At 39.6% G+C, this 15,804-nt stretch carries 9 protein-coding genes; all 9 read right to left on the reverse strand.

All coding sequences use genetic code 11. The annotated features are described in order from the left end of the window. The 9 genes from MUB24_RS10375 to MUB24_RS10415 all read right to left on the reverse strand — a co-directional run bounded on the left by MUB24_RS10375 (nucleotide 1) and on the right by MUB24_RS10415 (nucleotide 15,739). Nucleotides 1-2,856: an ABC transporter permease gene (locus MUB24_RS10375; protein ID WP_244703761.1), complete on the reverse strand. Its 2,856-nt coding sequence runs from the start codon at nucleotides 2,854-2,856 to the stop codon at nucleotides 1-3. Between the two features lie 43 nt (nucleotides 2,857-2,899). Further along, entirely contained in the window at nucleotides 2,900-3,952 is a 1,053-nt protein-coding gene (locus MUB24_RS10380) for an efflux RND transporter periplasmic adaptor subunit (protein WP_244703763.1), read from the reverse strand. Continuing rightward, nucleotides 3,921-4,616 carry an ABC transporter ATP-binding protein gene (locus tag MUB24_RS10385; protein ID WP_244703765.1) on the reverse strand — a complete coding sequence of 232 codons (696 nt, stop codon included), beginning with the start codon at nucleotides 4,614-4,616 and terminating at the stop codon, nucleotides 3,921-3,923. Before MUB24_RS10385 ends, MUB24_RS10380 begins: the two co-directional genes overlap by 32 nt. A 303-nt stretch (nucleotides 4,617-4,919) precedes the next feature. After that, on the reverse strand, nucleotides 4,920-5,921 hold the full coding sequence (locus MUB24_RS10390) for a zinc-dependent alcohol dehydrogenase family protein (RefSeq protein ID WP_244703767.1): 1,002 nt from the start codon (nucleotides 5,919-5,921) through the stop codon (nucleotides 4,920-4,922). Between the two features lie 185 nt (nucleotides 5,922-6,106). Beyond that, nucleotides 6,107-6,715, reverse strand: a complete 609-nt coding sequence (locus MUB24_RS10395; RefSeq protein ID WP_244703769.1) for a ribonuclease FAU-1 family protein — start codon at nucleotides 6,713-6,715, stop codon at nucleotides 6,107-6,109. Nucleotides 6,716-6,831: 116 nt separating this feature from the next. Continuing rightward, nucleotides 6,832-8,187, reverse strand: a complete 1,356-nt coding sequence (locus MUB24_RS10400; RefSeq protein WP_244703771.1) for a sulfatase family protein — start codon at nucleotides 8,185-8,187, stop codon at nucleotides 6,832-6,834. Then, on the reverse strand, nucleotides 8,168-11,452 hold the full coding sequence (locus tag MUB24_RS10405) for a glycosyl hydrolase (RefSeq protein ID WP_244703773.1): 3,285 nt from the start codon (nucleotides 11,450-11,452) through the stop codon (nucleotides 8,168-8,170). Before MUB24_RS10405 ends, MUB24_RS10400 begins: the two co-directional genes overlap by 20 nt. 115 nt (nucleotides 11,453-11,567) lie before the next feature. After that, nucleotides 11,568-13,922, reverse strand: a complete 2,355-nt coding sequence (locus tag MUB24_RS10410; protein ID WP_244703775.1) for a helix-turn-helix transcriptional regulator — start codon at nucleotides 13,920-13,922, stop codon at nucleotides 11,568-11,570. A 281-nt stretch (nucleotides 13,923-14,203) separates the two neighbouring features. Further along, the gene (locus tag MUB24_RS10415; protein ID WP_244703777.1) at nucleotides 14,204-15,739 is read right to left on the reverse strand and encodes an extracellular solute-binding protein; all 1,536 of its coding nucleotides are present in this window, start codon (nucleotides 15,737-15,739) and stop codon (nucleotides 14,204-14,206) included. Nucleotides 15,740-15,804 lie beyond the last annotated feature (65 nt).

Consider the following 15,804-nt stretch of genomic DNA (forward strand, 5'->3'; position numbering starts at 1 on the left):
TTAATCTTCACCCAGCTTTACTGCTTGATCAATTTTTATTTTCCGCAAAAATCCGATTAAGATCGCTGCCCCCACCAGAAGCATAAGCGTGGCAAATAGGTATATTTTCGCTTCATCCCCTGCATCTGAAATGACCGCAAACGGCGGCATTAACTGATCGATGCTTAAGGATAGTTTGAAAAGCGGAACATATAACATACTTGCGATGCCCCCAATAACCACTCCTAGTACACAAGCAATTCCGGATGTGAAAATTTGCTCCGAGACTAAAATCCCGATTAGTTTTGGCATTGACACACCCATCGCCCGATAAATACCGTATTGTAATGTACGAGCTTTCATCGTTAAAATCCAATAAAGGAGAAAACCGATAAAGGAAATTAATAATGAAATCAAAAATCCCATTGTCATTGTTCCATTTACGCCAAGTAATAAGGCACTATTTTTCAGCTCCGTTACTTGAGGAAGAACATCGCTCAAAGCGACTACTGGAATTTTTGCTTCTTTTATATCCTCGTAAATTTGAGCCCGAGATGCTTCTGGTTTTACTTTCATCCACACTTCATACGGCTCTAATCCAAGCATTGTTTGCACATAAGGCAAGTTTGCGACAACAAGCGCTCCCACTTGATCTTGATCATCCTCTTCATTGATTTTTTCTAATGGATTAAAAGTTGGCCAATACTCGACAATCTCATAGACAATAAATTCCCCACTATCTGAACCTGACCAGCTTAATGTAATCGAGTCGCCTTTTTTCACTTTTAAGGCCTCCGCAGTTTGTTTCGAAATTATGACAGCACTCGGTTCCTTTGCGATTAGGTTTAAATAATGATACCAATGATAGGGCAATAAGGAATCCTTAAACCAAACCGTTTCCCCAAAATCTTTCGTCTCGATCGCCATCAATTGCCCGTAATCAATACTTTTATCACCCACTGTCACCGTCAGTTCATTTTTTTGAAATACCTTAGCGGTTGCGGCGACTCCCTCTAAATTCGCAATCGGTTCGAAAGGCGGCTCAGTATAAATGACTTCTTCCGTCTCCGCGGCAGCTTTAGCTTTCTCTTCACTTTCCTCGGCCTCAGGCGAATTATATCCGATTGGGGCTGGTGGAGGTAAATTATCCTGCCATTTCACCTTCATCCGTATCTCGGCACCATGTTGATAAAGAAGCTGATCCTCTAAATTCGTGTTAATCGTCCGTGCCGCGCTTGCACTAAATACCCCCATTCCAATCGTCATCACTAAAAACATCATCAAAAATTTATATTGTTTTGAGGCACGGCTGACTTGAAGAAAGGTGCTGTACAACGACAACGGCCAAAATCGTTCTCCTATTTTGAAAACAGCTTTTATCACCCAAGGGTATACTCTTAAAGCAACTAAACCACAGCCAATAATAAATACCGCGGGTAAAAAGAATAAAATAGGATCAATCATTAAATCTGCACTTTCAATATTAAAGGAGAGTAATTCCTTCTGCCTTTTATTGAAAGTGATCAGTTGATAAATGGAAGCGGCAAGTAGAGCGATTTCAAATATCACGAGATACCAATGTATTTTCCCAATATTTCGAGCCTTCTTTTGCTTATGACTCACAATACTTTTGCCTGAAGCACGAAACACAGGGATCATCACCATCATCAAAGAAACGATCACAGTCAGTAAGGCATAAAGATAGGATTCTTGAGAGAGTTCAACAGGCAAAGTCTTTCTTTGCACAAATTCCAAAAAGCCATTCGAGGCTCCTAATATTTTACAAATCTGCAAACCGATGATCGGCCCGAGCGCCAAAGCAAGGATTCCTAAAATCGCTGCTTCGATAAAATAGATGGACACTATTTGCAATCGACTTGCGCCCCTGCTAAAGAAAACGGAAATTTCATTTAGTTGGCGTTCAATAATTAATTGAGAAATCATATATAAATAAATCGCAAGCATCATTAAAACAGGAACATTGAGTGACCAAAGCATCGTTGTCATTTGTTTTCCCTTTTGTTCGTAGGTCTTCAATATACTATGGATTGGAAAATCAAAACTTACATCCGTTTTCATGAACTGGCTCATTTTCCCCTTAATTTTTCCAGGCAAACCGATTAGGGCCGGAAAATCCAAATCAGTGATTTGATAATAATCAAAGGCCGTCATAAACCGCCCAAACCACAATGAATCTTCCTGATTTTGCAAGATTTCATTGCGAAACCATGCTTCCGGAACGATAAAATCTTGGCTTAAATTAGCGGGAATAAGCGACCAAAAAGGACTATCTTCTGCTTTCGGCTGAAAAGCACCGACAGGCTTGACGACATACTCTAATTCATGATCTTTTGTGTGGACAATAAATTTCGTACCAAGCACCATATTCCTTTTCATTAATGCCTCTTCCGTTACAAGTACTTCGACTACGCCATCAACCGGCTCTGCCTGCGGGAACGTCCCATCCACAAGTGTAATCTGATCTTCAATCCCTGTTATCATCACTAATTTTGCATCTCTTGGCTCTTTTTCCTCTTCTTGTCTTGCCTCTTCTTCATACATCGTTTTTAAGGCAATCGTATTCAGCATCGTACTTTCCGCCAGAATAGGGAGTCCAACCTGTTCCGTCACTTCTTTTTTCATCTTTTCCGCTTGTAAAAATGATTCTGCCGGCTTTTTCACCGTAGAAGAAGCAAAAGAATCCATAAATGTAAAGGTCCCCGGAAACTCACCCGTTTTTACTTGATGGTCTTCTAATTCTTTGACCAGCAATTTTTGCATCACACCAGAAGTATAAATCGGAATACTAGCAACGAGCGAAACCGTAATGACCAGTCCGAGGAATAAGCTTCCCGTTAACCAGCGGTTGTTCAGCATTTTTCGTAAAATTAATTTTAAAATGGTAATCGTTTATTCCCCCCTACTTCACGATCACTTGATCGCCTTCCTCAAGCCCTTTTAAAACTTCTACTTCAGTAGAGGATTTAATGCCGACTTCAATATCAACCTCTCGCTTCGTATTATCGGCAATCAGTTGCACATAATTTCGTCCTGCAATCGAACGTAGACCATTTATTGGAAGAATCAGCGTATTATCCTTCTTTGCTGTGATCACTTCAAAATCAATCATATCCCCCACCTTCACGTCTTCCGGTAGTTTCTTAATATCCACTACGATCGTTTTCCCATAAAAGTCCGGATCCTTTTGTGATATATCTAAGGGAACCGTTTTAGGTGTTTGCACAACCTCACCCTTCAATTTTTTATCTTCTATCGCTATGACAGCTTCCATACCAAGCTCGACATCACTCAAATCAACGGCATTGACCGCTTGATATTGCAACTGGAGCTCAGTAATTTCAGCCACTTGAAAAATAGATTGATAGGCTGTCACGACTTCCCCTTGATGAAGTTCATCAACAAAGGTGACCACCCCATTGAGCGGCGAAACAATCCTCGCCTCTGCCAGCTTGTTATTCAACTGCGCCGAGCGATTATTCATGCTTTGAACCTCTAATTTGGCAATCTCAATCTCATATGTATTGGTTTCTTGCTCCGCCCTAAGTTGCTGCAAGCGAATCTCCGCCTTGCGCAAATCTAATCTAGCCTGCTCCGCCTCATAAGCAAGATCTCCTGTTTCCAATTCCGCTAATACTTGCCCCTTTTCAACGGTGTCCCCTTTACTCACTTTAAGCTCTTTCAAACGCCCCCCATCCTTCGAATAATACAAGTCAACATTATTTTTGGGTACTAACGTTCCTACCCCTTTGACACTCTTAATAATTTCCCCTTTCTTCACTTCAACCGTTTTATAATCCAACTGTGCCGGTTCTGTTAGCGGTGGAGCAAGGACAGGCTCTTCCTTCGGTAAAAAAGTACAACCACTTAATACTGTAAAGATTAGAGTGACCACTCCAATACTCCCTAGCACACGTCTATTTTTAGACAATGATTTCATTCTTTTTATAGACAATTTTCTTATCCTCCAATGCATAAACATGTTCGATCATTTCTAAAATCACCGGGTCATGTGAAGTCATAATAATCGTGGTTGTCCGATTTTTAACTAATTCTTGAAAAATATGAATCATCCGAATTCCCGTCTTACTATCCAATTCTGCTGTCGGCTCATCAGCCAAAATCAACATCGGCCTGACAGCAATCACCCTGGCAATGCCCACCCTTTGTTGCTCCCCTCCTGAAAGTTCATAGGGATAATGCTTTCCTCTTTTTGATAAACCAACTAACTCAAGCGCCTCTTTTATTTTCGCTTTCCATACTCCCCTAGAAACCCCAGCAATTCGTAAACCAAATTCAATATTTTCCTCTACCGTCATAAAGGGTACTAAACCATAAGATTGAAAAACAAACCCCATTTTTGATTGGCGAAGGTTGGAGCGTTGTTTTTCATTGTAATTTCCAATCGGTTGACCTTCTATGTATATATCCCCAGCAGTCGGCTGATCTAAGGCTCCGATCAAATTCAATAAGGTGGTCTTGCCTGACCCTGATCTCCCACGAAGTGCAATTAATTGATTAGGAGCAATCGAAAGATCAATATCGTCCAATAAATCCACCTTTTTATTCCCACTCCCAAAAGACTTACTCACCCCTTCAATTGTCACCAGTGATTCCATTCTGTCCCCCCTCTTCCAAATTCCGTATTGTCAAAAAGCACTTTATGTAAGAACGCTTACATTATATTGTGAATAAAATTTCCAAAATTGCAAGAGTTGTTGTAATTAAATCATAATCTTAATCGGCATGGACGTCAAACTTATAAGGTGACCTTCTTTGGGTTATAAATCCTATGTAAAAAATTTTAGAAAGTATTTCCAGAAATCTCTGAATCAATTCCAATATAGCCTATACCTATTTTTCACATTTTCATTTAATTCTTGGAAAATCCACATTGTCCGATGCCCATGCCGATTTTTACTTTACAATTTAATCTGTACCTTTAATAAATCTGGATCCCGTGGACCTTCCAAGAACGAAACCGTGTCTTCTAAGGAAATAGTTTTAGAAATTAAAGGCTGGACTTGAATTCTTTTTTCTTTCAACCAGTTAAAGGCTGGGATAAAGGTATGATTAATCGCCATTGTCCCAAGTAATGTCCAGTCCTTATGGTAAAGGTCAAATGGGTTCATTTTAATCGAGGCATCTGCCGGTGTCACTCCGAATTGAAGATACTTGCCAACAGGCCCGGTAAAAGTGATAGCCTCTTCAATCACAGTAGGAATACCTGTGGCATCAACCACAATATCAAAGCCTCTAGGTTGTAAATGGCGAACCTGATCAAGTTCGTCATTTGTAAAAGTATGTGTCGCTCCCCATTCCTTTGCCAGCCTTAATTTTTCTTCCGAAAGATCAATCACGGCAAGCGTAGACGCTCCGGCTGCTTTCATTGATTGAATAAGCTGCTGACCCATTGCTCCTGCACCAAATAGTAATACTTGATCGCCCACCTTCATCTGCAAGCGATACATGGCATACACCACACAGGCAAGCGGCTCGATAAAGGCCCCCTCTTCATAAGACATATCATCTGGCATCCTGACAAGATTTTCATAAGGAACCTTTACATACTCTGCCATACTTCCATTCACTGTATTCCCCAAAGCTCCCCAATTTTCACAATGATTGCCTCTGTTTGTTAGACAATAGGAACATTTTCCACAAAATAGAGAAGGATCTGCAGCCACACGATCCCCAACCGAAAATTCAGGTACATCCTCCCCAATCTCATGAATAATCCCTGAGAACTCGTGACCCGGTATAATTGGATAAGGGGATAAAAATTCCCCTTTATAAATATGTACATCTGTTCCACAAATACCAACCTGCTTGACTTGAATCGTTACTTCCCCACGTCCTGGTTTCGGATAAGGGACATCCCTTATGACTGCTTGACCCGGCTTTTCTATTACTAGTGCTTTCATTTTTCCACCTCATTTGTTGGATTATGATTAGGTTTGAAGATTGAAAATGGAAGTGCTGATTCCATTTTCATCATAACCTCCGAAATTCCAACATCATATAAATAACCATTACATCTTTATTCTTGAAAAGCATTAAATTTCCTGCCTAAAACCTCCAGATTTTTCTGACTCTCTTGTTTTATCCATTATTCATAAATTTCATCCCAGTTCAAGGGCAATGCAGGAATTTCCCATTCTGTTGGTGGCGTCCATTTTTCCCACATATCGAAAAATGATTCTGAACCTGTTTGCATTTTTTTAATGGCCCGTTCTCCTTCTAATCGAATAGCCTGTGCCTGTTCCTTAGAAATTTTGTTGGATTGAACTGCCTTATTAAAATCTTCCTCATCCTTCCAGGACCATTCAGAACGATCTGGACTGACGTTGATATCCAGTAAGTAATCCATCGTATCGAAGCCAATAGCAGTTCGTCTAAGTGGTTCCTGTAGATTGATATACCAACACTCTAGTTTGTAATCTTCTTTATTATGCATGGCATAAATCCCGTATGCATCTCCCGGTGTTGCTAACATTAACAGATGCATATCCCCCCATGTTGTATCACAAAGGGGTTCCTGAGATTCAGCGATCAGTGGGTTCTTAGTCACCTTAAGAGGATAACCCGGTCCCCAATATAAGCTAATTAAGTCAGGATCATCCTTTACGACAGTCGCGGCAGTAACTCTGCAGATTTCATCATTAAATATTCTCCGCAACACAACTTGATCTCCGTGTTCAAAACGTTCTTTCCGCATAAAATCCCTCCAATTACTATTATCTCTTTCTATAAAAAATCAGCGATTCCCTATTCACCCACATAATCCGGCAATGATTCAAAATACTATTTTTCGGGACGGATTTTGCCAAATGCTTACAATAGCACTTCTTCCTCTGTCACTTTCCGTTGACCGCTTCCTTTTATTGGTGCTTGTTCAATCATTGGTCGATCATTTTCCACCTCTGCAATTCTTCGTAATAAGCGCTCCCTTAATTTATTGGTCACTTCCTGATGCGATTTTAGACCAATTAAATTTGTTAACTCATAAGGGTCTGCCTCTAGGTCATAGAGAAATTCTTCCACATAATGCTCTGATTTTGAATCATAGACAGGATCTTTGGTTGGATCGGATACACTGTATTTCCATTTTTTCGTCCTAATTGCTCTTCCGACTTGTGCCTCACTAATTTGGATAAACACTTCCTCTTGCCAGTCCTCATCATGTCCGTGGATGATAGGCAGAATCGAATGCCCCACCATTTCTTCGGGAACCTCCAGCCCGGCTGCATCAATTAATGTGGGGGGAAAATCGATTAAACTTACCAGTTCTTTCTTTTGCCCCCCTTGCCTGAACCCAGGGCCTGTGATCGCAGTTGGAATTCGAATCGAGCTCTCGTGGCATGAACGCTTGTACTCTTTATTTCTTGTCTTAAAATGGCAGCCATGGTCAGAAGTATATAATAGAATCGTATCGTCATATATACCAAGACTCTTCAAGGCATCCATTAGTCTTCCAAGTGCTTCATCTAGTCGTTTGACCATTCCATAATAACCACCTAAATGTTGATGAGCTGTACCACCAAGAGCAGCAAGATCTGGTGGCGTCCATTTTGATGTATATCTGTCACGATACCCATCAGGTGCTGGATAATCATCGATCCGATTTTGATGATGGGGTTCAAGATAAGAGATAAAAAGGAAAAAAGGATCATCCTGATATTGATCAATATAGCGTATAGCGGCATCTGTCAGCGCATCGACCCGATAGCCCGGCAATTCTACTGGTTCACAATCATTATTAAAAAGGGTTGTCTGATAGGCTTCAGACGTATGCTCCAAAGCATTGGCCGCTAACCAATATTCATACCCACCCCTTCGTTCTTCGCTCACTGGTTCTTCAGCAGCGAGATGCCACTTGCCGATATAGCCCGTCTGATAGCCGCCATCCCTGAATTGTTGGGCCAACGTTTTTGTCTCAGAAGGTAATGGAACCCCATTATGATAGCATCCTGTTTGCGTAGGATAGCGGCCGGATTGAAAAGCGGAACGGGCTGGTCCACAAACAGGTTGGCATGTAAAAGTGTTATATAGATGTGTACCTTCTTGGGCCATTCGATCGAAATTGGGCGTTAAATCTAATGGATTTCCATGTACTCCCGTCGTATCCCAACGTTGCTGATCCGTGAAAAACACAACAACATTCGGCCTCTTATTTTTGCGTTTGCTCATTCGATTCACTCCCCTTACCAAGTCCCTCTTCTTTTTTCAAGCGTACATCTTTTAGCGTATGTGTTTGATCATCAAAATATTTTCCTTCTAACAGGCCAATTAGTGTATTGGTCACTTTCACTTCGACGTTATTCTCCCCTTCCGCAAGAATGCTTGTTTTCCCCTCCCATTGATACGGAGACCATGCCTTGACACCAAGTGAGTGTCCATTTACAAGCAGCTCTGCACATTCATGAAAGTGCTCAAACTCGTGAAACTGCAAAGTGAAATTTGCCGCTTCAGGCAAGCTTTGAAGATGAACTTTTCTTTGAAATGAAATCGTTCCTGCATAAAAAGGAAGTCCTTCGTATGGGCCAATTAGAGATGGAACACGATTTGGTATATTTGTTATAATTGGACGAAGATCATTCGTAAAGTGAACACCAAAGTCTCCCATTAGATAAAGAGGATCGACAACCCCTTCCCAATCATGATGAACCTTTCCTTTTACTTCTAAAATATTGTGCCCCTGTTGGATCAACGAAAGAACATCGCAGGCTAGATTATTATGGTCATATACAAACTTTTGCTGAAAATCGCTTCGATTCACACGTGAACCATTCAGGAAAATATCAAGATTTCCTTGAACAGCATGACAATCCATCACCAATGAGCAACCGCTCGGGATTTCCCTTATATCAAAAGTAGTCCGATAGCAAACATCGATAGGATAAGCCATCTTCACCTTCATTGGCGTTCCAAATGTTTGCGTAAAGTGAACAGGAAGCAATTGCTTTTCCGCCAAGTCTTCGCACTGATCAATAAATGTTTTTGCCTGAACGATGCAAGTAGCTTCGTCTTTCTCCTCATTAGCAGGTAAATGAAGGGCAAATTCTGACAACTTCAGCATATTTTCCTGTAAAGGAGACATGTCCCAACCATCAGAGGCGTTAATTTCCCAATTCATTCGATCACTTTCTGTGAAAGGAATATCCATTTCTTCATTCTTATTCTCTCTAATTTGAATGAGATGGGATTGATAAGGAGCAAATTCCAAATCCACCTTCCAACGATCCCCAACCCATGTAGCATGCAAAGGTTCTTCCAAACCCGTTTCTAGGTGTAATTGGGAAAAGGTGATATTTTCTTGTTTGACGAAAAGTTCTGTCTTGTGCGTATTCCCTTCTTGATTGCTTATAAAAATAGCTTCCAATCCATCATCAAAGCGACGTTGTTGGAGCAAAAAGGATTTTGCATCATCATCCACTTGAAAAACAATCTCTTCGGGCAAGTGCTGCTCTAATAGGTTAAATAATGCCTGTTTTCTTTCTTGTAAAGATTGATTGGCCGTGCAAGGGATAAAATAGGCATTTTTACTTCCTTTGGTATAAAAGTTGAGTAAATCCTTCTCCTCCCCCTCCCAAAAATCGATAGAAGACTGGGCTGACAAACCAAAGACATTCCTAATCTCTGCTAACATCCCTTCATTCTCTTCAATTACTTCACAAGGGAGGAGGCCATTGGCAATAACGGTTCCACCTTCTTCAATAAACTGCTTGATTTTCTGCCAAGCATCCGCTTCCAAATTGGTTAATGGCGGCAATATTAGGACAGTATAAGTCGCTTTTCCAATCGACATCTTCCCATCCAAAATCTTGGCTCTACTTAATATTTCTGGATCAAGATGGTCATAATCTTTATAATGAGTCGTTAACTGGATACAAAGATCTGCCCAATGTCGCTTTAACTGTTCCAGTTTCTCTTTTTCCGCCAGATCTTTTCCTGTATAGGCAAAAGAAGAAAATGGATTTCCCATCTGGGTCCACAAACTTGTTGTCGGATCAAGCACGGCAATCGAACGAACAGGTGTTCCTTCACTCATAATATAACTCATTCTGGCTGTATAATCGCCTAATAGGCGGTAATGTTGCCAGTATGGATTTTGCAAGAATTGAGATGGTGGCGCATCATGTTTGACCATGGCATCCAATGTATAAAAGAAGGCATGGAAATTGAAAAAGTTGATACCAAATGCTGCCAAACGATCAATCATCCATTTCGCATCCTGTAAAGTCATGGACCAACCGACACTATGAAAACTTTCAATCAATGCCCGTTCTCTGCCAAGCTGCTGACTCAATGAACTGATCATTTTAGGGTTGGCTCGGAAGCTATGAAAATAGCGATTTAAAATCCAATCAAGTGATCGTCCCAGTTTTTCATGGGCACTATCCCCACCAGGCACATGGCTATAAAGCTGTGCTGCCATTCTAACAGACGGAACCTCTGCCACATACTCCAAACCATACTGTTCACACCAATCATGAACTTGCCTATGGTAAGCTTCCCTAAAGAGAAGGTGATTGGCTTGAAAATAATGATAACGAATCTTTGGAGCTAAATCTCCATCCTGATAAAGGAGCAGATGCAAATATTCGCGAATATCATAGCCATACTTCTCTTGGATAAAAGAAACGAGTCTTGGAGACCAGGGGTAACGTCCTAATAAATGTATCTCATCCGTAAACATTCCTTTTATCGTTTTTCCTAAGTACTTTTGTAGTTTCTGTGCATAGCGTTCATGGGTCAGTTGGATAAAAGTCGTCATTGCCTCAGTATGACATGGATCCACAAAGGTCCCATAATATTTGAAGTCGTTGATTTCCCCTTCAAGAAAGCAATGAATTTCCCACTCTCCATCAGGTACTGCCCAATCCAACATCTTCTTCGGCCTATAGGTAAAAAATCGCTTTTGATTATAAGCGGTAAGACCCGTTTTTTGATAAACAGGTTCCACCTGAATATTCCCGATACATTCTTTCACATCGATTGCATCATCCCATACTAACTCTTCTGTTTGCGGCTCTACCGGCACAGCTTTTGCAAATAGCACTTTCCCCCAAGGTAGTTCCACTTGCGCTTTCTTCCCACCCACTACTTTTTCAACAGCATGATGAAGAACGGATTGTTTAGCATCCGGATGTTCTAGCGTTACTTCCCCTCCAGCCATTCCACTCGGGTACGGATATTCATCATATAACCAAACATCAACCTTATGTTTCGCCGCCACTTCAATGGCATATTCAACCTTTTGAAACCACTCGTCAGACAAATAAGGAACCGTCATTCCTTGCCTAGCACATAAGAAAAAACCCGTTACCCTTTTTTCCGCCATTTCTATAATTTGCTTTTCAATTTCCTCTTCCGTCATCTCTCCATTCCAAAACCAAAACGGATGAATCCCATATTTGGCATCTGGATTTTGAAAAGTCGTCAAGTTGAGCATGCCATCACCTCATTGTTTTATAATGACCCAAGAATAAATTTGCTTAAAATAAAACCTTCCTACGAAAGACTTTTTTCACCTCCCACTATCTTCTTAGGACTGGATCCGCCCTCCGCTAATGCGGAATGGATCTTTCCGTTTTCCTATTCACTTTTCTAAATTCACTTGGAGTAATCCCTTCATTCTTTTTAAATAGCCGATTAAAATAGCTAGGCCTATAGCCAATATTTTCTGCAATTTGATTGATCTTTGTATCTGTCTCAATGAGGAGCTCCTTTGCCTTCATGAGTCGAATATTTGTAAGAAAGTCAATGAAATTCCATCCAGAAATCTCCTTGAAAACACGGCTTAAAATGGAAGGATGTAAGTTGACCTCATCCGCACAATAATCTAAGGAAATATCATTCATATAATTTTCCTGCATGATATGAACGACATTTTCCACTACTAGTCTCATACGTTGATCTTGTTTTTGCGAAAGTTCCTTCATGATGGATCGGACAACCCTTTTTTCAAACCACTGACACATTTCATCTGGATCCTTTAATTCACATAATTGCTTGTATAAATGAACGCTTTTATTCACAAGATTTTCGTCCATTAAACTAGCTTGTAAAGCAATTTGATAAATACTACCTAAGAGCTGAAGCGCACTTTGCTTCATCATAGAAGCACTCACATTTCCTTCAGATAGCCTCAAAAAGAATGATTTCAATAACCGAATGGCTTCTTCCTCATTCCGCAGCCGTATAGCATGTGTAATCTCCTTTTCTAAATCAAATGGAAAGTCCAATGTATCCTGCTGTTGAAATAGTCGATCCATTTTCTCGATCTCAATGATTTGATTCTGATCGTTCCATTTTCGAAAACTCAATGAATTTTTTGTTTCCTCGAAAATAGGATGAATCTCTTTAATGGAATCGGTCATTCTACTGATCCCGATCGCTACATCCATAAGGCAAATTTCATTGATAGAAGTAATCATAGTTTTACTAAGCGGATAAATCTTTGCTTCAATCTCTTCCTTTGGCTGATCTTTTGGAAAGGAAAGAAATAGGCCTAGAGAAAGATCATGGAAATTGATAATATGGGCAGCCAGGCCTGATTTATTCATTAATTCTTTTGCCACATTCCCAGCTAAAAAAGTGACAAGTCCTTCATCTCCCTCCAAAAACTTTTTCTGTAATTTGGAAAATCCAAATAATTGCACAAAGAGAATCAAATACCTTTGATCATTTTTCCAACCGAAATGCTGCATACGTTCCAGTAATTCCTTTTCCTTGAAAGATTGTAAATATCCTTGGGATAGTTGTAATAGGAATCCTTCTTTTAAGTCAGGTAACTGTCTCTCTAAACGGCTTTTTAAATCTTCCGTTTCTGTCGAAAGATGATTCCATTGAGATTCGATAAATTCAAATTCGTTTCCAGCTTCTTCCTTACGATCACTTACTTTTTTAAGTAAGGTTTCAATAGGTGCGTATAGCTTCTTAGAGGCAAATAAGGAAAGAATAATCGCAGTTATAAGCAAAATTAAGCAAAGAATAATGAATAATTTTGATATAAAGACAACTGGAGCTGTAATCGTTGTTAAGGGAGCAATCGAAACATAATACCATTTATCCCCAAGTCGTGAAAAAGAATCATAGGTAACGGTGTACTCCATTTTGTCCCATTTGAATACAAAAGGTTCAATATTTTGAGTTCGCCTCTTTATTTCATTAAAAATTTCTTTCTGCAGCTTGGTTGGTTTCTTTTGTCGTTGATTGGCAAAAAACCACTGATTTTGATTCCCTATTAAAAAAACTGATCCATCTTCATATGGCGATTTAAGTAACTCAGCAAGCTTCTCTTTATTCAAATAAACAAGTACAGACCCATAGGAGGATAAAGACATATTGGATAAATTATGGATTAAACCAAGTGATGCATACCGATCCTCGTATCCTGGTTCCACACTCGTAAGAGTCGAACTCCAAAATAGACTTTTGTCATTGTTTAAAAATTTCTGGTAAGAATTCCTTTGGTCCCCATCATCTATAAACCGAAAACCACCTTTGGAGAAAATGATCGGATGCGGTTTATTTATAAATAATTCTACATGCCCAATAAAAGGATTTGAATTTTCTATATAAAGCAGCGTCTTATATATTTGACGTACTTTTTCATAATCATATGTCACATCAATATGCTCGTAATCCTCACTGAAACTGACGTCAGCCGCCCAATTAGCAAGGAGAAATTCCACATAAGAAAACTGTTCTTTAATCGAACCAATCGTTTTATACAAATGATTCTGATGAACCGTTTGCAACTCCTTTTCCATCTGCGATTTACTGACAAGAAATAAAACAACACCCAAAAGAATTCCCGGTAAGCTCGTAATTAATAGAAAGGCGATTAAATTTTTTCGATAGTGACCTTTAAAATGAAAATAGAATTTTGAGAACCTCGTAAATAGGTGTCCATTCAATTACACCACCCCTGAGTGTAAGCATTTTCAACTATTTTACCATACATGATCATCATTTTTGAGATAAATTTAATGACGTGATTAACAATATTAGCACTTACAGGCAAATTGTTACATTGTCTAATCTAACACTCTATAAATTAATTCTTTCTCAAGATTTGATGAAGGATCATCGTTTTCATACAAAATCTTTGGGTACATCCCATTAGAGTGCCCAAAGATTGGATGGTAGTAGATCATGTTAGTCAGGAGCAATGAAACCCACTGATTGAACGTTCGCCTTATCTAGATCTAGCTGCATAAGATTCATTAATTTCTTTTGTTAAAGTCTTCATATCAGCATCATCTTTCAATTTTCCCACAAAATCATCCCATGCTGTAAGGGGCTCTTTCCCTAAAATAATCTTCGTTTTTAAATCCTGGATGTTTTTCCTAAGTTCTGGTAAATAGGTAACACCCTTTTCTGAATAAAGTCCTGTTCCAATATTTGGAACACTTGTTTTAGCCCTTTCATCTTGGATCTCTTCATATAATTTCTGAACATCTTCTGGGAATGTAGGCTTCGTTGAACTGGCGTAAGGATCAGAGACATAGACGATTTGATTATAATCACCAACAGCATCTTTCGTCATTTTATCCGTATCAATCACAACTTCTCCATCTTTAATAGTATGATGGATACCTTCAATCCCTTGTTTATGCAAAATAAAGACATCATCATCCATCCAGCGATTAATCATGGCTAAAATCTTTTTCATTTTATCTTCTGGAACGGATTTGGGAATCGCATTGGCTCCTGCAAATCCCGTTCCTTGGGGATTATAGCCATTTATATTGGTGATTGGGAGTAAATCACTGAATTCAAAGTCAGGTTTGATTTTCACAATTTGATCATAATAATCTTGTAAGGCTCCTGCTTTTTCACTAATAATACCAGCATCTCCTGCTTTAAATATATCTTTCGTCTGACTATTTTGTAAGGAAGCAAAGTCTTCTGCGATCAATCCATCCCTATAGGCGTTAGCTAAATATTCAAGGGCATCCCGAGTCTCCGGAAGAAAGACTGTGTGAACCAATTCCCCATTATCATCCTTCCATTCCCCATTCACACCTGTAAAAATTCCTTCAAAGTTCCCCATGCCACCCATATCTTCATCGTTTATATCTCCGACAAATCCAAAGGTATCATCCTTTCCATTTTGATCAGGATCTTGTTCCGTAAATGCCTTCATGACTTCATACAATTCTTCCGAAGTCGTTGGTTCTTTCATTCCTACGTTTTCTAACCAATCCTGACGGATAATAAAGAAACCTTCCCCTTCCGTAGGTCTTGGTCGCGGAATAACATAATTAGCCCCATCCATTTTTGTTAAATCCCAAGCAATTTCTTCAATTCCATTTTTTATATTCGGATACTCATCAATATAAGGAGATACATCCCAAAAGGCTCCCTGTTCCACTGCCTTTCTAAATACAGGACTAAACGGATCTGGTACTAACATTAGGTCTGGTAGTTCCCCTGAAGCCAATGTTACATTAAAACGATCTTCGTAATTATTAGCGGATACCCATTCAATATCTAATTTTGTATTGGTCGCTTTTTCAATTTCCTGTTCAATTGGGCCATCCTTACTTGGTGGTGTGGCGTGAAAGAAATGGCTCATGATCCGGACCTGAGTTGGTTCATTACTTTCATTTTCACCATTATTTTTAGTGTTTCCCTCTCCCTTAGAGGACGTTTTCTCTCCTCCACCACTACATGCCGAAAGTAACACCAGAAAAAGTATACTAATGAGTAGAAATGCTTTCTTTATCATCTTTATCCCCCATTTTTTTAATATTTGGATTACAACCATCAAAGTGACATAAGAGACCAACAGAT

This window comes from Lederbergia sp. NSJ-179 (assembly GCF_022867885.1).
GTDB lineage: Bacteria > Bacillota > Bacilli > Bacillales > Bacillaceae_C > Lederbergia.